This window comes from Desulfatitalea tepidiphila, from assembly GCF_001293685.1.
GTDB classification, from domain to species: domain Bacteria; phylum Desulfobacterota; class Desulfobacteria; order Desulfobacterales; family Desulfosarcinaceae; genus Desulfatitalea; species Desulfatitalea tepidiphila.
Genome location: NZ_BCAG01000003.1, coordinates 1638887 through 1659259 on the forward strand (window position 1 = coordinate 1638887; position 20373 = coordinate 1659259).

The 20373-nt window shown below is 55.1% G+C and carries 17 protein-coding genes; 6 read left to right on the top strand and 11 right to left on the bottom strand.

The window, feature by feature from the left end:
• Positions 1–223 precede the first annotated feature (223 nt).
• The 6 genes from DFT_RS11965 (at position 224) to DFT_RS11990 (ending at position 6301) form a co-directional block, all read left to right on the top strand.
• Positions 224–1225, top strand: coding sequence for a YhdH/YhfP family quinone oxidoreductase (locus DFT_RS11965; RefSeq protein WP_054031417.1), 1002 nt, complete (start codon positions 224–226; stop codon positions 1223–1225).
• Between the two features lie 705 nt (positions 1226–1930).
• Complete coding sequence (locus DFT_RS11970) at positions 1931–3106, top strand: MalY/PatB family protein (RefSeq protein WP_054031418.1); 1176 nt, start codon at positions 1931–1933, stop codon at positions 3104–3106.
• 425 nt (positions 3107–3531) lie between these two features.
• A complete protein-coding gene (locus tag DFT_RS11975; protein WP_054031419.1) occupies positions 3532–3930 on the top strand; it encodes a hypothetical protein in 399 nt (132 codons plus the stop codon).
• Between the two features lie 38 nt (positions 3931–3968).
• Entirely contained in the window at positions 3969–4895 is a 927-nt protein-coding gene (locus DFT_RS11980; protein WP_054031420.1) for a radical SAM protein, read from the top strand.
• 16 nt (positions 4896–4911) lie between these two features.
• Positions 4912–5532 (top strand): peptidylprolyl isomerase, encoded by a 621-nt coding sequence (locus DFT_RS11985; RefSeq protein WP_054031421.1) that lies wholly within the window; start codon positions 4912–4914, stop codon positions 5530–5532.
• 280 nt (positions 5533–5812) lie between these two features.
• The gene (locus DFT_RS11990; RefSeq protein WP_054031422.1) at positions 5813–6301 is read left to right on the top strand and encodes a hypothetical protein; all 489 of its coding nucleotides are present in this window, start codon (positions 5813–5815) and stop codon (positions 6299–6301) included.
• A 147-nt stretch (positions 6302–6448) separates the two neighbouring features.
• Here the strand turns inward: DFT_RS11990 and DFT_RS11995 are convergent, their stop codons facing one another.
• The 11 genes from DFT_RS11995 to DFT_RS12045 form a co-directional block, all read right to left on the bottom strand.
• Positions 6449–7855, bottom strand: coding sequence for a DEAD/DEAH box helicase (locus DFT_RS11995; protein WP_054031423.1), 1407 nt, complete (start codon positions 7853–7855; stop codon positions 6449–6451).
• A gap of 100 nt (positions 7856–7955) precedes the next feature.
• Positions 7956–10133, bottom strand: a complete 2178-nt coding sequence (locus DFT_RS12000; protein WP_054031424.1) for an exonuclease domain-containing protein — start codon at positions 10131–10133, stop codon at positions 7956–7958.
• A gap of 101 nt (positions 10134–10234) precedes the next feature.
• A complete protein-coding gene (locus tag DFT_RS12005) occupies positions 10235–10471 on the bottom strand; it encodes a hypothetical protein (protein WP_054031425.1) in 237 nt (78 codons plus the stop codon).
• 196 nt (positions 10472–10667) lie between these two features.
• Positions 10668–12461 (bottom strand): sodium:solute symporter family protein, encoded by a 1794-nt coding sequence (locus tag DFT_RS12010; protein ID WP_054031426.1) that lies wholly within the window; start codon positions 12459–12461, stop codon positions 10668–10670.
• Positions 12462–12690: 229 nt separating this feature from the next.
• Positions 12691–14721 (bottom strand): acetate--CoA ligase, encoded by a 2031-nt coding sequence (acs, locus tag DFT_RS12015; RefSeq protein WP_054031427.1) that lies wholly within the window; start codon positions 14719–14721, stop codon positions 12691–12693.
• Between the two features lie 315 nt (positions 14722–15036).
• The gene (locus DFT_RS12020) at positions 15037–15666 is read right to left on the bottom strand and encodes a TetR/AcrR family transcriptional regulator (protein ID WP_054031428.1); all 630 of its coding nucleotides are present in this window, start codon (positions 15664–15666) and stop codon (positions 15037–15039) included.
• A 562-nt stretch (positions 15667–16228) separates the two neighbouring features.
• Complete coding sequence (locus DFT_RS12025) at positions 16229–17230, bottom strand: ParB/RepB/Spo0J family partition protein (RefSeq protein WP_054031429.1); 1002 nt, start codon at positions 17228–17230, stop codon at positions 16229–16231.
• The gene (locus DFT_RS12030; RefSeq protein WP_054031430.1) at positions 17220–18107 is read right to left on the bottom strand and encodes a phosphoribosylaminoimidazolesuccinocarboxamide synthase; all 888 of its coding nucleotides are present in this window, start codon (positions 18105–18107) and stop codon (positions 17220–17222) included. Before DFT_RS12030 ends, DFT_RS12025 begins: the two co-directional genes overlap by 11 nt.
• A 48-nt stretch (positions 18108–18155) precedes the next feature.
• Positions 18156–18509, bottom strand: a complete 354-nt coding sequence (locus tag DFT_RS12035; RefSeq protein ID WP_054031431.1) for a PilZ domain-containing protein — start codon at positions 18507–18509, stop codon at positions 18156–18158.
• Between the two features lie 40 nt (positions 18510–18549).
• The gene (locus DFT_RS12040; protein WP_054031432.1) at positions 18550–19725 is read right to left on the bottom strand and encodes a cyclic nucleotide-binding domain-containing protein; all 1176 of its coding nucleotides are present in this window, start codon (positions 19723–19725) and stop codon (positions 18550–18552) included.
• A gap of 9 nt (positions 19726–19734) precedes the next feature.
• A complete protein-coding gene (locus DFT_RS12045) occupies positions 19735–20349 on the bottom strand; it encodes a GTP-binding protein (protein WP_054031433.1) in 615 nt (204 codons plus the stop codon).
• Positions 20350–20373 lie beyond the last annotated feature (24 nt).

A 20373-nucleotide genomic window follows, 5' to 3' on the forward strand; every position in this document is an offset into this window, starting at 1 on the left:
AAGACGCCAGTGCATTTTAGGGTTGCAATACGTTCACATCGATCTTGATGGATTCGTCAAAAAACTTTTGCCGAACGGCGCCGTAAGAAGTTTAAGGTCAAGGCGTGCGAAATTCCGTGTCCTGAGTCGAACTTGTCGTACGCCGCAAGGACCGCGGGATGAGCGCAACGCAGATATTGGGCTTCTTACGGTGCCGTAAATCCTGTCACAGGAGGTAAGCCACATGAGCCAAACCTTGTTCCGCGCCATGGTCGTGGAAGAAACCGCCGACCATCGTTATACCAGCAGCATCCAGTCCCGAGCGGTGTCTGATTTACCCAAAGGAGAGGTATTAATCAAGGTGCATTATTCATCGCTGAACTACAAAGATGCCCTCTCCGCCAACGGCAACAAGGGCGTCACGCGGCGATATCCGCACACCCCGGGAATCGATGCGGCCGGCGAGGTGGCCGACAGCACGAGTGACGACTTTGCCATCGGCGAACCGGTCTTAGTCACCGGGTACGACTTGGGCATGAACACCTCCGGCGGGTTGGCGGAGTATATCCGCGTGCCGGCCAGTTGGGTGGTCCGCTTGCCCGAGGGCATGACCCTGAAACAGAGCATGATATATGGAACGGCGGGGTTTACGGCCGCCCTGAGCCTGCTCAAACTCGAAGAGAGCGGCATTACCCCCCAAAGCGGCGACATCCTGGTCACCGGTGCCAGCGGCGGGGTGGGCAGCCTGGCCGTGGGCATTTTGGCCACAGCCGGCTATTCGGTGGTGGCCGCTTCGGGTAAGGCGGCGGCCGCCGATTTGCTCACCCGCATGGGCGCCAAGGAGATCCTGGGACGCAGCTCGGTCATCGACACTTCGGGCAAGCCGTTGTTGCGCACGCGATTTGCCGGGGCCATCGATACGGTGGGCGGTGATATCCTTTCGTTCGCCCTGCGATCGGTCCAATACGGCGGCGCTGTCACCTGCTGCGGCAACGTGGCTTCTCCCGAACTGCACCTCACGGTCTACCCGTTCATCCTGAGAAGCATCAGCCTGTTTGGCATCGATTCGGCCGAATGTCCCATGCCCCTGCGCAAAGCCGTTTGGGAACGCCTGGCCGGCGACTGGCATTTGAGCGCCTTGGACAACCTGACGACGGAGATCACCCTGGAGGCGGTCCCCGAGCATTTCGATGCCATGCTCAAGGGGCAACACATGGGGCGTTGCGTCGTGAAATTTCAACCGTGATGAACGCTAAAGGCGGTGCCAGGTCACGCACGCCCACGTGTCTGAAAGGAGCTTTGCGACTCATGCGTTGGAGTTTTTCTATCCGGTGGGACTGGTGGGCGCTCCGGACGGCCCGGAAACTCGCATGCGCTCAAACAGTCCGGGCCGCTTTTCCTCCGCTGCACCCGACCGGCACCAACACGACATGCGAACGAGGGAGCAGATCGCCCACCAGTCCCACCTCCTCCTTTGAAGGATTCGACATCAGGCCGTTATGCCGTGATAGTGATCATTTTGTTGCATAGAAATTCACGCGGGACCATGACGATGGCAAACGTCGGGAGCAAAAACTAATTTTAAATACTTGATTCCGCGTGAAGTTCACATCGGGGTATCAGTTCTATTTGAATGTGACTCACCCAGAAGGGCATGCTTTCCAGAGGTTGATTGATGAAAAAATTCGCTTGGCAATGTTTATGGCAGGCCTGGGTGGGGCAGGTGGCCAGGGCCACGTGAGCCATGCGGTTTAGTGCCGCTTGAATGCAAACGGCGGACAAGTGGCCCAGACTGTTTGAGCGCAGCGAGTTTCTGGGCCGCCCGCCGTGCATTTTACCGGCACTTGACCGCTTGGCGGGTGGCATCGGTCACCTGCCCCACCCAGGCCGGATTTAATGAATAGTGATCATTTAAACATTTAAACTAGATATATTAATTTATCATACTGATATGTTTGACTTTGAAACCGTCATCGACAGGTCGAACTCGGACAGCCACAAGTGGCAAAAGTACAGTGGCCGGGACGTCATCCCCATGTGGGTGGCCGATATGGATTTTCCATCGCCACCGGCCATCGTCGATGCACTCCGCCGCAGAATCGATCACGCCATATTCGGATATGGCAGCCCTTCACCGCAACTCAAGGAGGCCGTCATTGCCTATCTCCATGAGAGCTATTCCTGGGATGTCTCCGGGGATTGGATCGTGTGGCTTCCCGGCTTGGTGACGGGCCTGAATGTGGCCTGTCGCAGCTGGGGCCGGCCGGGCGCCGGCATAATGACCGCCCTGCCCGTCTACCCGCCTTTTTTGACGGCACCAGGACTTGCAGGCAAGCGACTGCGGACAACCCGGCTTTCTTTCGAAGACCAACACTGGCAATTCGATTGGGATGCGCTGCAAAATACCATCGACGCCCGGACCGCCATGTTTCTCCTCTGTTCGCCGCACAATCCCACGGGCAGGGTGTGGACCCGCGCCGAGCTTGAAACCCTGTCCGCCATGTGCCTGAAATCGGGAATGGTGATCTGCTCGGATGAGATCCACTGCGACCTGGTGCTGGAACCGGGATGCCGCCACATTCCCACCGCCACCATCGATCCTGAGGTGGCCGATCGTACGATTACATTGATGGCACCGAGCAAGACCTATAACATTCCAGGACTCGGATGCGCCTTTGCCATCGTCTCCAACCCTAAACTGCGCATGCGGTTCAAGCGGGCCATGGCCGGCATCGTGCCCCACGTCAATGTATTGGGCTTCGTGGCTGCCCAGGCCGCTTATCAGCACGGCAAACCTTGGCTGGCGGCCGTCATCGACTATTTGCGGCGGAATCGGGACCAGGTCGTCGATCGGGTACGCCAATGGCCGGGCGTCACAATGGGGCCGGTCGAGGCGACTTACCTGGCCTGGATGGACATGCGGGCCCTGGGTGGAAAAAATGTCGCTGAGCGATTCGAAGAAGCGGGAGTCGGGCTGTCCGATGGCGCGGCATTCGGCGCGCCGGGCTTCGTTCGGCTGAACTTCGGCTGTTCCCGCAACTTGCTGGTCGAGGCCCTGGCCCGTATGACCCGTGCCATCGAGAAGTGGGATATCCCATGTTCCGCCATCGACAGCAATTTTGACTGAATGTGATTCGCCTTGAAGGGCATGGATGACAGAAGTTGTTTGATAAAAAATTCGCATCGAAACGGCCATGGCAGGCGTGTGTGGGGCAGGTGGCCAGGGCCACGTGAGCCAGAGGTCGTAGAGCCAGTTGAATGCAGACGGCGGACAAGCGGCCCAGACTGTTTGAGCGCAGCGAGTTTCTGGGCCGCCCGCCGTGCATTTTACTGGCTCTTGACCGCTTGGCGTGTGGCATCGGCCACCTGTTCCACACACGCCGGGTTTAATGAATTGCATTCAGATAGAATAGCTGGCCCATCGACAAGGTTGTTGACAACTGACTTGAAATAATCGAAAAAATAATTCCGTAAGCAGGTAACGGGGTCCCGCGTCCTTGCCGGCGCAGGTCAATAGGACTTAGGATAAATTGCGACGAGAGAGGCAGTGTCATGTATTTCATAGGCAATTTTCAGTACTTGTCCAATCAGCAGAGCGAGTCCGAAACCGAACGGCGACACGGCGTTTTTTCGATGATGGTCCAGGCCGGCACCTCGCGGGAGGCGCTTGAAAAGTTCCGCGATCGATTGACCGCCTTTCGTCAATCCTCTTCTTTTTTCGAAGGCAGCTGCAATATTTTCATCAGCCAGCTCCTGGAATTCGACCAGGTGCCGAGAGATCATGCGACCATGTTGAACTTCCGATCCTATGCCGGTGACCCGATGATGCCGTTTATCGGTTGTATCGTGCCCACAGAGGCAAACAACTCGTGCACAATTCACGAATGGAAAGAGGATCACCCCACCACGGAGGGGCGTGCGGACAATCTCTTCCTGACTTTCGAGGCATAACCCGAAGGGAAGTCCCGCTCTTCGATGGCAAAGACAAGATGAGCCAACCCGCATACATTCAACTCGGCGACGACAATCTGCGAGCCAAAGCGCAGAAGGCGGCACAGGCCATGTCGTGCTGCACCCTGTGCCCCCGCGAGTGTCGGGTCAATCGCAATGAGGGCGAGACTGGTTTCTGCCGGACCGGAAAACTGGCCCTGGTTTCCAGCTATAACGCCCATTTCGGTGAAGAGGCCCCCCTGGTCGGCCAGAACGGATCGGGCACCATCTTCTTCACGCACTGCAACCTGCGCTGCAATTTCTGTCAGAACTTCGAAATCAGTCACCTGGGACAAGGGGTGGAGGTGACCGGTCGGCAGCTGGCCGACATCATGCTCCATCTCCAGGAGGAGGGGTGCCACAACATCAATTTCGTCACCCCGAGCCATGTGGTTCCCCAGATTTTGGCCGCCACCCTGCTCGCAGCCAGAAACGGCCTTTCGATTCCCCTGGTTTACAACACGGGCGGTTACGACAAGGTGGAAACATTGGCGCTGCTCGACGGGGTGATCGATATCTACATGCCGGATTTCAAATTCTGGGACAATGCCGTCGCTGAAAAGACTTGCCAGGCGCCCGACTATCGTGAGGTGGCCTGCGCTGCGCTTCGGGAGATGTATCGCCAGGTCGGGGATCTCGAGATGGACGAAAACAACCTCGCGCGCCGGGGCCTTCTGGTGCGCCATCTCGTGCTGCCCGGCGGCCTGGCCGGCACCCGTGAAGTGATGCGCTTTATCGCCCAAGAAATCTCCAAGCGCACCTATGTCAACATCATGCCCCAATACAGACCATGCGGCCTTGCCGGCCAGGTGGCGGAGTTGGCCAGGTCGCTGTCTCCCAACACATTCCGGGCGGCGGTACAGGCCGCCATCGAGGAGGGCGTCACCCGCCTGGACAACCGCAGGCCCATATTTTTTAAAAAATGAAAATAAGGAGCGTATCATGACCGCGATCATCAAGTGGCTTATGGCCATCGTCCTGTTGACGATCACCACTGCCGATGCTCAAACCGAAACACCACGGGTGCGTATGGAAACTTCCAAGGGCGCTATTGTCATTGCCCTGGATCCCCAAGCGGCTCCGAAGACCGTTGCCAATTTTCTTGCCTATGTGGAGAGCGGGTTTTACGACAACACCATTTTTCATCGGGTCATCAAAGGCTTCATGATCCAGGGCGGCGGATTTGAGGCGGATATGCGCCAGAAGCGCACCCAGGCGGCCATCGTGAATGAAGCCGACAACCGCCTGAAGAACTTGGCCGGCACCATCGCCATGGCCCGCACGTCGGCACCCCACTCCGCCACCTCCCAATTTTTCATCAACACCGTGGACAACGCCTTTCTCGACTTCAAAAGAAAAACCAACAGAGAGTATGGCTATTGCGTGTTCGGCCGAGTCGTAGAAGGCATGGAGGTCGTAAAAGCCATCGAAAATGTGGCCACCGCCATGAGGGGCGGCCACCGGGACGTGCCCGTCGAACCGGTCATCATCCAGAAAACGGCATTGGTTACCCAGCAACTTCAACCCAGTCAGCCGGAAGAACCGACACAGAAAAAAGAATAACCGCCCAAAACCATAAAGCCCATGCACACATTAAAAGCTTGACACGGCGTGCATCCGGAGATTAGTTTTGTCATATATAAACACCATCGATTCCCACAGTGATATAGCTGCTGAGCGCACCTCTAAACTACGCCACAAACGCGTCATCCGAAACCGAGCATCGGTTGATGCGTATCCTGTTTGAGCTAAAAATTTCCTTTGAGTTCTGCTCAGAACAGAGAACCGCCTGCACGGGCACGGAAATCAACACAGGTCCCACCGGGACCAGACGGTCAACGCCATGGAAAAAGACCGACGCCGACATAAACGCTATTCGCTCAACCATCGCGTATTCGCGATCGTCCGATCCGATGCGCACGCACTTGAGCGCATCGACGACATGAGCAAAGGCAAGCTCGGTATGGCGATCATCAAATCGAACCCGATGCGTATGGGCGAGATCCTGGATATCAGCCGCAGCGGGCTCTCTTTTCGCTACATCGCCACGAGTCGCATCCTGACCAGCCCCTGTGAAATGGACATTCTCTGCAGCGACGGCCATTACCACCTGAGCCGGCTTCCGATCCAGACCGTGAAAGACACCTTCATCGCACCGGAGTCGCCTTTCGAAGTTTTGAAAATGAAACGCCTGACCGTCAAATTCGGCGGGCTGACGAATCGACAAAAAAACAAGCTGAATCAACTCCTCGAGAACATTTCAACAGGGAGACGGGGAAAAATTGGGGCAAACAAGCGCGGGGTAGCAGGACCGATCAGCACCAACATGTAGCTTCCACTATCCCATGGCCTTCTGGCGATCGCCATATCCACCGAAACCATCCGGTGGTCACGGCCGGAGGGAAAGGCCGTGAATCTTTCATGTTGTTGGCTCAAAATGGCTGCTACCCCACGCTTGTTCCTATTTCGTGTCCGTCCACTACCCAGCATCAATTTCCCAATCGATCTTGCCGCTGCGTTGCATCTTCGAATAAATCTTCTGGCGGGCCAGGGCCGCAGCCTTCAACGGCGCCACCTGCCCGTCCACATAATCGTAGACCTTGGCGCGTTCAACCCCTTCCGATGGCCTCAACACGCGACCCAGATACTGAATGATACGGCCGCTGAAACGCACCGGAGTGGCCAGAAAGAGGGTCGACAGCCGGGGGCAGTCGAACCCTTCCCCAATCAGCTGGCCTGTGGCAACGAGCACCTGGATATCACCGGCATTCAGCCTCTGGAGGACGGCATCACGCTGCTCGGTGGACAGGTCCCCGGTCAACGCCTCGACGCGGATATGATATTTGTGCTGCAGGAGGGCTTTAAGCACCTGGCAATGGTGTTTGCGGTCCGACAATACGAGGCTGACGCCCGGTCGGTTTTCCACTTGCACCGCTCGATGCACGTCGGCAACGATCAACCGGTTGCGCTCGTCATGCTGGGTCAGTTCCGACAGCATTTTACTGTATTCACTGACCGGGTCGGCGTACGATGCGAAGGGGGTGGTTCTGAACACCACATCGATATCGAGCAGATGCCCCGCTGCCACCAGGTCCCCGGCCTTGACCTCATGGTGAACGTCGCCCAGGTGGCAGAAGATCAATTTAGAAAGACCGTCGCGGCGCCAGGGCGTAGCTGACAATCCCAGCATATAGTGGGCATCAAAGGCAGTGACCGCTTCGGTAAAGGTCCGGCTCGGGGCGCGGTGACACTCATCCACCACGAGATGACCGATGGCGGGCGCCACATGCTCGGCGCACTTGTAGAGCGACTGAACCATCGCCACGGTGACGGATGCCCCCAACCGCTGTTTTCCCCCACCGATAAACCCGATGTGCTCCGGCGGGATACCCAGATGCATCTCGATTCTCTCGATCCACTGCTTGGCGAGTTCATTGGAATGAACGACGATCAGTGTCGTTTGCCTGCGCCGGGCGATCATCCACAAGGCCATGATGGTCTTGCCACTACCCGTGGGGGCACTCAGGGTACCAAAATCCCTGGCCAGCATGCGGGTAACGGCGAGCTTTTGAAACGGCCGCAACGCACCCTTGAAATCGAAGGCCACCTCATCCACTTTCCGCCTGCGATCATCGATATCCACGGGCTCGTCGTGTTCCCTGGCCAAAAGAATCAACTGCCGCATCAGGCCCCGCGGAACGACCAGACCATTGGGACCCCTGCGCCTGAAAAACTGGAGTGTCTTGGGCACCCCCCTGTTCCAACGGCCCATGCGTTCGTTTTCGACCCACTTGGGATTGAGAAATTGCAGCCTGGAGACCAACTCGGCACGAATCGCCTCCGGCACCGCGGTGAGGTGCAACTGATTGGTGATACGAATGTTCATCCAGAATATTCCGAGGAAAGAAATGAGGACACCTTTTATCACATTTTTCGTGATTCCAATACCCGGTGAACTCGCAAATAGTCGATTTCGGACGGCGCCGTTAATACTTCAGGCGGGCATAGAGGCTTTTCTGAGAGGCCTGACTGGCTTCCTGGAAGGTGTGGATGCCTTGGGCCGCCAGCAGTGGAATCAGGCGCAGGAAAATTTCACCGGTCGCAATGGCGTCTCCGAGGGCGGTATGTCTTCCCATGATACGGATTCCCAATCGTTCGGCAACCGCCTGGAGACTGTGTTTGGGGTGGGCGGGATGGACCACATCAGAAAGCAGCATGGTGTCGAGAATCGGGTTGGTAAAACAGATGTGGGTCTGATTCTCTTTCATCTGCAGCATGCGCATGTCGAAGGCCACGTTATGGCCTACCAGCACGGTGTCCCGGACAAAGGCGTGAAAACGCGGCAGGACCTTGTCGATGGTGGGTTGATTGACCAGCATTTCCGGCCGGATGCCGTGAAATTTAACCGAGGCCCAAGGCAGCGAGCGCCCGGGGTTGACCAGTTGCTCGAATTTCTCGCCTTGCAGCAATCGGCCGTTGACGATGCGAACGGCACCGATGGATATGATTTCATCGCCGCCCTGGGGATCGAGACCGGTCGTTTCCGTATCGAACACTGTGAAGGTCAATTCGGTCAACAGGCGATCGTTAAAATCGGTGAATTGCAGATTGCCCTTGAATAAATCGAAATCATAAAATTCGGGACGCGAATCGGGCAGCACGGTCGTCAATCCATCCACCATGACGATATCCGCACTGTCGAGCATGGGGATCAAAAAGCGCAAACCGGATTTGCCCGGAGCCTGATCCTCGGAAAGAACCCAGAGTTTGGCGCCGTGGACCACCAGCATTTCCGTCAGCGGTATGGTGGTTTCACTCCCCTGAATTTTCGAAACCCCCTGCTTCCATCGCGCGAGGAGGTCCGGATCGATAGCGGTCCCTTCCCAACCCAGGTCGAGGTAGATCCAACTTCCTTTGGCATACAGGACACCATCGATGCAGGTCACATTCACCGTTTGCTGGACATTGGCCAGCACATAGAGCAAGGCACACGTCAAGTGGTGCATGTCCACGCTCACCTGGCCGACCTGATCCACACCCCCGACCGTTTCGAGACGCACTTTCAACTGCAGCACATGCTCGGCACGAAACGCGAGAAATCGCGCCCATTCCATGGCATCGACCGGGGTCAGAGGCAACGGCTGATCCGGCGACCACCGATTGGTGATGTCCTGTCGCGACAACAGGGCCGCGGCCAGGTTGGCTTGTTTGTCCACCAGCTGAATCAGCATTCGGATTTGATCCGACACGCCCTCCGATTCGTCCACGAGCAATTCCGCCGTCGATTTGATCACCGATACGGCCTGGGTCAGCTCATGTTGCCATGAGAGCAATAGGGTGGAAAGCTCCCTCTCCTTTTTCAGTTGCTCCACCTGGTCTTCGATATAGAGAATAAATCCGGATAAATGGTGCTGGCTGTCGAGCACGGGAAGAATCTGGGCCGGTAGCAACGCCTTGGACTGGGTCTCCAGTAAAAATCTTTCGCTGACCGCTGAGTGGCCGAGGGACAGCTTTTCGGCGATGCGGTCGAGGGCCGGGAGAACCAATCCCTTGTCCAGGAAGGTGTACACCGAACGACCGAGTCCGATCAGGCCGATTTCACCCGGTAAAGATTGCGATTCGGCCAACTGGTGCTGTCGGAAGAGGACACTGATTTTTCGATTATAAAAAACAATATGCCCTTCCATATTACAGACCAGAATGCCTTGGGGCAGGTCCTCCAGCATGGCGGCCAGAACGTTTCGTTCGGCTTCGCTGCCGGCTCGCGCCTTTCTCAGTTGTTCCTGGACATTATTACGAAATTCAACCTGTGCGATGGCGTTTTCGTTGATGATGGCCGCCAGACGCATCACATCGTAGCTGCCGTCCACATCGATTTTATGGGAGGGATTGACCGTATAGAGCAATCGGGTCTCATCGGCCAGTTGGTTGACCGGGATAATGTAGAATCGAAATATCCAGTCGAGGAGAAAACCCAGGAATGTAAAAAAAAGAAACAGGATGGTGAACAGGTAAGCAAAATATCTTTTGAAAATTTTGAGGATGAGCGTCTTCTCTTCAGGCGACAATTGCTGCCAGAACAGAACGCTGATGGTCAACAGAACCATGGCCGTCGCCGTCAACGCCACGACAACGAACCACCAGAATTTATTTTGCGTCTTCAAGCCTCTGCCCTCCTCGCCGTTCCCTGGCGCACAAGGTTTCGACGGCCTGAGTGATGCGGTGCAAAGGCAGGACCGGCACGTGCTGTCGGCGCATCGACGCGCTACTGCATGGAAAGAAGCGGCGAGGCGATCATTTCGACGAAAAGATAGGCGATGAACATCAGGACCATGGCCATCACGCCGATCATATAAATGTTGTTGATCTTGTAACGCCGCTGATCGCTGTCATGATAGAAAACGGGTCGGCAGCACTTCTCACACCATGACTTGGCCCGGCTGGACTCGAAGGTGTGGCCGCATTGACAGGTCACCATTTTGGGTACAAGCACAGCCTTCATTTCATTTCTCCTTTGAGTGCCGCCGGCGGCAAAGGGCAGGACACGCTTTGCCACCGGCGGCGTTAGTGGATTCCACCAGGGGTTCTTATCCGAAGAGCCCCCATCCAAACGATGCCGTCCAAAGCACGCAGAAGGCAACGATACCGATCATCCAATAATCTTCCTGTTTCATGGCATGATCCTCCTTGGTAAAAGGTTAGGCTTCTTTGACCACGATCATGGTCTCTTTTTCCGCCCGGTCGATCTGGGTGGCCGTGGTGGTGGCCATCTCGGCCTTGAAGCAAAGCCCCCACATCATGATGATACCCAGGATCCACCAGGCGATCTGCCAGGACCACAGCGGCGGGAAGCCGGCGAACGAGAAGGCGTTGTTGCCGAGAATACAGGCCGGGCCGATGGCGAAGAAGTACCACAGGGGAACGATGATCTTCATGGCGTTGCGCCACTTCTGGCCGGTTTCCGAGGGTGCGTCGATGTCGTCGAGGAAGGCGCGCACCTCCGCCTGGCGCTTGATCGTCTCCTCTTTGTCTTTGATGCCCAGTCCGCGGCACAGGTAGGCCACGACCAGACCGATGAAAGTTCCCCAGAAGGCGCTATGCATGGAGAGCGGGTTGGGCCAGACATAATAGGTCAGGAAGACCGATGCCATGCCGGCCAGCACACCCAGCACCGCGCCGACGCTGGGGAAACGGAACCCCCAGATCACGCCCATGAGGAGCACGTACATGACGAAGCCGAAGGCTGTGGCCAGGGCTCCCAGAATAACCAGCGCGGCCTTGGAGTTGAGCCCCACGACCAGAGCTGCAACGGTCACCAGGGTGGCCAGCAGCCGGTTCATCCAGATCTGCTCGGCATGTCCGGCCTTCTCGTGGCGGATGTACTTATAGTAGATGTCGCGCAGCAGAATGGACCCGCCAGTGCCGATGTAAGGCGCGGCCGTGGAGTGAATGGCGGCGATGGCGCCCATAAAGACCAACCCCAACGCAAGCCCAGGCAGGTACTTGGTCATCAGGAGCGGCACCACATCCGAATCCTTGGCGAATTGCATGATCCCCTTAACTTCCATGATCTTGGCACCCATGCCCTGGAAAGCGGTGAAGAAGAACAGGGCGAAGCCGACCACGAAGGTGGACATGAAGGCCTGCTGCCAGGCCAAGGGTTTGGGCGACTTGATGCCGAAGGTCCACATGGTGAAGGCCGGCGACGACTGGATGCCCATCAGGGCGAACATGTAGGTCAGCACCATAACACCAGTCCAGGCGACCTCACCCTTGGCACCGCCCAGCCCGAAGTTGATGACGCGCGGCACTTCGAGTTGTCTGGCCGGCAATTCGGCGACACGTGCCGAAAATTCGGTCCAGCCGGTCCAGGCATCGGGGGGCGCGATCATGTAGGCGCCCAGGAGAATGATGCCGCCGACCAGCAGGATGAACTGGATGACGCCGACCCAGGTACTGGCCTTGAGGCCGCCGGTACACACGTAGAACCAGACGATGAAGGCCATGAAGATGGCGCCGAAGGTGACCGGCACGCCGGCGACGTAGTGAAACAGTGCCGCCGAGGCCATCAGTTGCACCGCGGAGTAGAACATGGAATAGAGAAATGCGGTGAAGACTACCAGAAAACGGATGGCTTCCGAGTTGAAGTAGTAGGCGTACATGTCGCCCGGTGTGATGAAGCCGTAACGTTTGCCCAGCAACCACGTTCTCTTGGAGAAGAAGGTGCCGGTGATCGGAATGGTCAATACGTAGAACGAGGCAAATGCATACGACAAACCGTCGCGCCAGATCAGTCCCGGATGGCCGATGAAGGTCCACCCGCTGAACGACGCGGCCGTAGCAGCCATTAGGAAGGCGAAAAATGGAATCGAACGCCCGGCGATGGCATAGCCCGAAGATGTTTTTTCAGTAAAATAACCTTTTAACCCCCAATAAAAGCAATAGATGATGTAAACTCCCAAAAAGATATAGACCCATGTGGTGTTATGCATGGTCCTTTCCTCCTGTGCCCGGAATCAAGAGTCCGACCGACCGTCCAAGGCGGTCAGCCACCATTGTTCGGCCCCTCCCCCATCGATCACCCCCCTTCACTCGCTTGCAATGTGTTTTTGAAAACATCGTTCCCTGCCTTTCCATGAGCTTCAGCAAGGTTGCCCCTCGGTTCCGGCTGCCGCCCGACTTGCTGCAGGCGGCAGCCCCTCAAACGCACCCTGTTCGCTTTTACTTCACCATTTGCTGGATCTCTTCGACCACGTCCGGATTGGCCAGGGTGGTCACGTCGCCCACATCTTTCCGGTTGGAGATGGCCCCGAGCACACGCCGCATGATCTTACCCGATCGGGTCTTGGGCATGTCGCGCACGATCCAGACCTTGCGAGGCTTGGCGATCTTTCCGATTTCGTTGCATATCGCATCGGAAATCTTCTTGGCCAGAGCGTCGGATGCACTAAAGCCCGGTTTCAATGCAATATAGAGGTCGGGTTCGCGCCCCTTGATCTCGTGAGCCACCGGCACCACGGCCGCCTCCGCGACTTCCGGCACCACCAATGCCGCCGATTCGATCTCCTTGGTACCGAGACGGTGGCCGGAAACATTGATGACGTCGTCGATGCGGCCCAGGATGCGGTAGTAGCCGTCCTTGGCCTCGACCGCCGCGTCACCGGTCAGATAGGGCCAGTCGCGCCAATCCTTGCTGTCCGGGTTCTTGCAGTAACGGGCATAGTAATTGGTCACAAAACGATTGCGATCGCCCCAGATGGTCTGAAAGGCACCCGGCCAGGGGTTCTGAATGCAGATATTGCCCGCCTTACCGGCGCCCTGGGGAAGGATATTCCCGTCTTCATCGAAGATAATTGGATGGATGCCCGGCATGCCTGGGCCGGCGCTGCCCGGTTTCATCGGGGTGAGGGCGGGCAGCGTGCTGCAGAGGAATCCTCCGGTTTCGGTCTGCCACCAGGTATCCACGATGATCGCTTCGCCTTTGCCGACCTCCTTGTGGTACCATTTCCATACCTCGGGTTCGATGGGCTCGCCGACTGTGGTCATGTGTTTGAAATGATAATTGTATTTGGCTGGTTCGTCCGGTCCGATTTTCCGCAGGGCACGAATGGCGGTGGGAGCGGTGTGGAAGATATTCACGTCCAGATCCTGAGCGATGCGCCACGGCCGTCCCGCATCCGGGAACGTGGGCACGCCTTCGTAAATCACGCTCGAGGCGCAAATGGCCAACGGTCCGTAAACGATGTAGGAGTGTCCGGTGATCCAGCCGATGTCTGCCATGCACCAGTAGACATCTTCGGGATGGATATCCTGCACATACTTTGAAGTGCCGGCCACATAGGCGAGGTAACCTCCGGTGCTGTGCTGGCACCCCTTGGGTTTGCCGGTGGTCCCACTGGTGTACATCAGGAACAATGGCGCTTCAGCCGGCATCGGGACCGGTTCCACGCGCGCGCCGTAGAAATCCTTGAGTACCCCGTTGACGAAATAATCACGCCCTTCCACCATCGTAGTCGGAGAGGAGTTTTTGCCGGGATAGCGTTGCCACACCAGAACCTTATCCACCTTTTGCCCGGCCTTGGCGGCATGTTCGACGGCCACATCCGCGTTCTTTTTATGATCGATCAGGCTGCCGCTACGATAGTAGGCATCCATGGTGATCAGGACATGGCTGCCCGAATCGATGATACGGTCGGCGCACGCCGTTCCGCTGAATCCGCCGAAAACCTGGGAATGGATTACGCCGAGACGCGCACAGGCCAGCATGGTGATGGGCAACTCCGGAACCATGGGCATATGCAAAGTGACCCGGTCGCCTGCCTTCAGGCCGCAAAAATCCCTGAGCAGGGCAGCGAACTCATTCACCCGCACAAACAGATCCTGGTAGGTAATATGCTCGTATTTTTCCTCGATGGGTTCCGGCACGAAATGGATAGCGGTCTTGTTTTTGTTTTTCGCCAGATGTCGATCGATACAGTTGTAGCTGGCGTTGATCTTGCCACCCACAAACCACTTCCAACACGGCGCATCGCTGGTGTCGAGCATGGTGTGCCAATACTCGTACCAGTCCAGCATATCGGCGTACTCCTTGAAGCAGTTTGGAAAATTATCCAGGCTGAAACGTTGGTAAATCGATGGATCGGTCATGTTGGCTTGGGCAATGAACTGCGGGGAAGGATGGTAATAGTCTTCCTCCTGCCAATGTACGGCAATTTCGGCCTCCGAAGTTTCGACGATTTCCTTTTCTGTCATGTTGCACACCCCTTGATTCAAATTATTGATTTAAAATTGGGCCACTGCCATCCACGGGTGAAAAAACAGTGCGTTGATTGCATCACCAGGCATGACCACCGCCCCTGACAGCACCGAATTGAATGAAGTCTTATCGCCTCCTTTCCCAATTGCGCCATTGGCTGAATTATTGCTGTTCTAATCTACATAAGGATCGTATGGACGTGGAACGGAAGTGCAGTTGTAGATCTGTTATCGAGGAAGAGAGCTGCCAGGCCTGTGAGAAGAGAGCTTACTGCCGGCCTTTGATGTGTTCGGCACAAAAGCCTTCCTCGTTCATCTACGAATACCTCGTTCAAAAACCTGAAAGGCACGATCGACCAAGGGACCGAGCTGGACGACATCCGGCTCGCTTCCGGTCGTACCCTTTTCCCAAAGCACGATGCCATAAAACGTCGACCAGATCGTTTTGGCCAAACCTTCCGGAGACCAGTCCATGCAGGTTCCCTCTTCGATGGCCTTTTCGAATATCGATGAAATTTTGCCCAAGGCCGTACCACTCAATTTGTCTATCTCAGCCTTGAGTTCCGGACTCAGCGCGTTAATCGTGTCATTGGATTGCAAATAAAACAAATTGGTAAGAATCGATGGATCAAATTCGTACACATCTAACAGGGCTTTTTTCAGTTGCACAATTTTTTCGAATGGTGTCAATTGCTTGTCGTCGTTCAAATGTTCCATTCGGATCAACAGGTATTCGAGCACGCGCAACGAGAGCGAAACGCACAGTTCATCCTTGCTTCTGAAATAGAGATACAGGGTGCCAGGGCTGAGCTCGGCCTCGTTGGCAATATCTTCCATGGTGGCGCGTCCGAACCCCTTGTTTGCAAAAATCCGCTTGGCCGCCACCATGATCTGTTGCCTGCGGCGCTCTTTTTCGCGCTCTTTTCGCTCTTGAATGCCCATTTTATGAATCTCATTTATTTCATATTTTTGTTTTATTTTCTTTATCATTATTTTGTCAACATCTTTTTCTTCATTTTTTTATTTCCAACCATTTTATGTTGTTATGAACATCCCATCCTTCTGCAACGGCTTTGTTAGCCTGTCCGTCCATTGAAAATGCTGGTTTTCGGACCACTCGAAGTTCTGGGTCAATCGCAGCCAGGATCCTGTATTTTGTGAAATTTTGGTTTCAATTTCTTTAACTTGCTCAGGGATTACGGGCGGGCATAAAGCCCACCCCTACGAAGTTGGGCTGTAATGCAGGCATTTTTCATAGACGGGCGTCGTAGGGGCGGAATTTAACCCCGCCCATATGGAAACCTGATCGCCATAGGCTAGTGCCCATCCACAAATGACCAATTGGCCCGATATCGGCGTTGCGCGAAAAATTCAATCCTCGGAATATCGACCATATGCCTGCGGTTAAATTTCCCGCGCGCCTTGATCTCGACCCAATTTGCCTATTTGTGGACGGACACTATGCTAACGGATTGAATTTTATATACCAACAAACAGAGGCGGATCAGTCTTGTTTGATAATTGGTTCCAGAAGTGACGCCATGGTGTTAGATTCAGCCAGTCTATGGGCACTCTTGAGTCTTTCCTTTAAATCGTCGAGCGTCGTGAAATTGATGTGTAAGCTATAGGATGGATGTTCGAAGTGTGGTGACGGATGGAGTTGGATGCCGTTGGGGACCTTCAGGGCTTTGATGGATTGGGCATAACGTTGCTCATAAGCGCTGATTGCCGGATAACGCCGCCGCCTTAAGAATTGACGGATCTGATTGGACACCTTGGGGCGGTCGCATTCGATATCGTCCATTCGATGCCCGGCAAGCACATCCGTCAGCAGCTGGGATATGTCGGTTCTTTCTCGATGAACAATGGCCTGAACCCACTCCAGCACCTCGCGCTGACGGCTCAGGCTCAGCTGCATTTTCAAAAAAAATTCAGCCAGCGCTTGAGCACCGTCGTTATCCCCCATTTCGTGAAGTTCGATGGCCGTAGGGAGTGCGATGGTTCCTTCGATCAGCCCGCGCTGCAATCTCTCATTCATGCAACCCACTCTGTTAAGTTTGCCTACAAGGTCATCATTGAGTTTGAAGCCGATCGACGCCAGCAGATCAAAGGTCTCCGTGCGGCCGGCATCCGTTCGTTCAACCAAGGCAGCAGCGCGGGCCATTTCGACCACGTTCAGGGGGCGGTGGAGATTGTCGGCTATGGCCATCACGGTACAGCGATGGACCGGCGCATCGGGTGGCAGGCAATGTGCCTGGATCACATCCCAACCCAGTTCCTGGCAGGCCTCGACACGCGCAAAACCGCTCACAATGACGAATCGGGGCGTATTTGATGCCAAGACGGGTGAAGCATCGGTTTTTGAAAGTAACAGAGGCGGGTGCAACAGGCCTATCTGCCGGATGGAGGCCTTTAACCGATCGGTCAGGCTGTCCGTGCTGATTCGAAACGTCGAATCAGCACGGTCGATTTGAGCCAGTTCGATGCACCTGCATTCAAATCCCATAGGTCGTGCCGGTGATGGCCTGCAATGCTTCCAAATACTTTTTGCGGGTATTGGCAATCACATCCTCGGGAAGATGCGGCGCTGGCGGTTGTTTGTTCCATTTTATGGAATCGAGGTAGTCCCGCAAATACTGCTTGTCGAAGCTGGGCTGAGGACCACCGGGGGCATACTGGTTGCTCGGCCAGAAACGGCTCGAATCGGGTGTCAGCACTTCGTCGATCAAGATGAGGTTCCCGTCGACGATGCCGAATTCAAATTTCGTGTCGGCAATGATGATGCCTTTTTCAAGAGCCAATCGGGCCCCCTTTTTATAGATGGCGAGCGATACGTCGCGGACCTTTTCGGCCATTGATCTGCCCACCCGCCGGGCGGCCTCTTCGAAATCGATGTTGATATCGTGAACCCCTACCTCCTCCTTGGTGGAGGGCGTAAAAATAGGTTCGGGCAGTCGGTCGGACTCCTTGAGGCCGGCAGGCAGTCCTATCCCACAAACGCTCTGCTCTTTCTGGTATGATTTCCAGCCAGAACCGGAAATATATCCCCGTACCACGCACTCGATGGGCAATGGTTCACACTTTTTCACCAACATGGATCGCCCGGCCAAAAGGTCGGCATAGGGACGGCAACTCTCTGGGAATGCTTTAACATCGCCCGTTATCACATGGTTGGGCACCAGGTCGGACATGATATCGAACCAATAAAGGGAGATCAGGTTCAAAATTTTGCCCTTGTCCGGAACGATTTCCGGCATGACCACATCGAATGCCGAAATGCGGTCCGAGGCGACCATCAACAGGGCGTCGCCCAGGTCGAAAATATCTCTCACTTTTCCCCGCTTGACCAGATTCAGCGTCTTTATTTCCGTTTCCATGACCATTGGATAAACATTTCCTTTTTTCTCAATAGATGGCCCGATACTTAAGGATCAGGGCTGAGAATTCTCGTTGAATGCCTCGATATATTTCTTCAAGACAATGTTGGCCGACTGGTCTATATCGAAGAACTCGATGCCGGATTCGAACATGTTGTTTTCCATTTTTCTCATGTAAACCACCTTGCCCTTGATATCGACCACGTCCTCCTTGAAACCGATGGTCAGAGAAACCGTTCGCCGGGCATCCATAGGGCTATGCGTTTCCAGCAGAATTCCGGACTCCGAGACATTGAGCGTTCGCCCCATGCCCTGGTTTTCCTCTTCCTCGTTTTCGTCGAAATAGACATAGTTGAGCAGATTGACGGAATCGATACGAGAATGCTTCCTCTTTTCTTCGTTTGTCATAATGTATTCACCTGATTGAGTTATCCATTCGATTCAATAGCTATTTCTTCAGGCCATATTTTTGATAGTAGTTGCAGACAACCCTCGTACTGACGGATATGCAGGACGATACATTGTCGATGAAATTTTTGAAGGTCGTGGATAGATTGTTGTACTCCTTCTGGAGCTGCGATAGTTCGGCCTTGCGGACTTTCAGATCTTTGTTGGCCAGAACCGATGCAAACTCGGGTTCGTGCCCGAGATCCAGAAACGGGATGCTTCCGAAATAGTCTCCCTTGAAGAGCTGGACGAGTGGAATCTGGCCGATATCGTCATTGCGCACGATGGAGCCGCTGCCTTCACGAATGACGTACAGATCTTCTTCGGTTGTGCCCTGCTTCATCACCGGCTTTTTATTGTCCACGTAAGCTTCGGGGCTCAACTTCTTTTGGCGCAACTCGATGACGCGCTCATTGAGCTGCTTCAACCGCTTGTCCAGGCTGATGAGCAACCCCCTGAATTCCGGGGTCAACTTCGCGAACTCCTGAGCCAGCCTCTGGGAATCGAGCACGCCCAGTTGGACGTTACCGACCGCCACGGCCGTCGCGGTGCGGATGTGTCCCTGAATCAAAAAAGAAGCCAGACTGCCGATGAATGAGCCATCCCCCAACCGCACAATCGGCAGCTGCCCCTCGGGTGTCTCCCTGACGATCTCCACGACCCCCTCGAGAATGACCCAAATCCAGCTCCCGTGCTTGCCCTCTTCGACGATATACTCTCCGTCGAAGAAATCTTCTTCATCGGCAACATACATGTAATCGACCATTGGCCCCTTGACGATGGGAATCGCATCCGCTGAACCTCCGGCCGACTGTTTGCGAACTGCCGCGCCTGGCCCCACTCTTTTAATTTGACCGTCATCGACCATTTTTAAGCCCTCTAAAATGATACCCATGCGGCTTTTGGTAATCACCCGTTGGGTCAGTACATTTTCTTTGTTGAATTCGAATTCTCCATCGGTCCAGCCGAATAATTCGAACACGGCTTCCAACCCGGTCGTCGAGCCACAGGCGGCGTTGATTGGATTCCCGTTTTCAAAATAGATGAATCCGGGTTCGGCGGCATACCTGCTGATCAAGCGCAATACCCCTGTGCTGCCGTTGGCTCCCAGCAACTGCATGATGTCGCCCAAGGCGAGAAAACTGAGGCTTCCTGCCAGTACAACGCTATCCCGCATGGTTCTATCTTACTGCGCCCATTTAAATTCCCTTTGGAGCGATTGAAGGGTCAACTTTAAACACTCCTTCAGCGTTACCCCCACACCATCACCTTTAACGGCACTCCCCTCAAAGGCAGGCACTTGCAGCTGGCGGTTGAGATCTTTTTGCATCTGTTCGACCGACATCAGCGGGATGCCTTGCTCCGCCAAGTCTCTCTTGTTGAACTGCATGACAAGCGGCACTTTGAAAATGCTCTTGCCATATTCTTTCAAATTACTCTGAAGGTCCTTCAACGACAGCATGTTTTTTTCACGCCGCACTTCAAGAGAATCGGCGACAAAGACGATACCGTCCACTCCTCGTAACACGAGCTTTCGGGTGGAACTGTACTTTACCTGCCCGGGGACCGTGTATAATTGAACGCGCACATCGCACCCCCTGATCTGGCCGAGGCCAATGGGCAGAAAATCGAAAAACAGGGTCCGATCCCCCTCTGTGTTGATGGAAACCATCTCCCCCTTGACCTGCTTTTTATAGGCTCCGAATATATATTCCAGATTCGTCGTCTTGCCGCACCGACCCGGTCCGTAGTACACAACCTTGCACTCAATTTCTCGCTTCTTCAAATTAAAAATCGCCATAACTCAAGGCCCCCAGGAAAAACT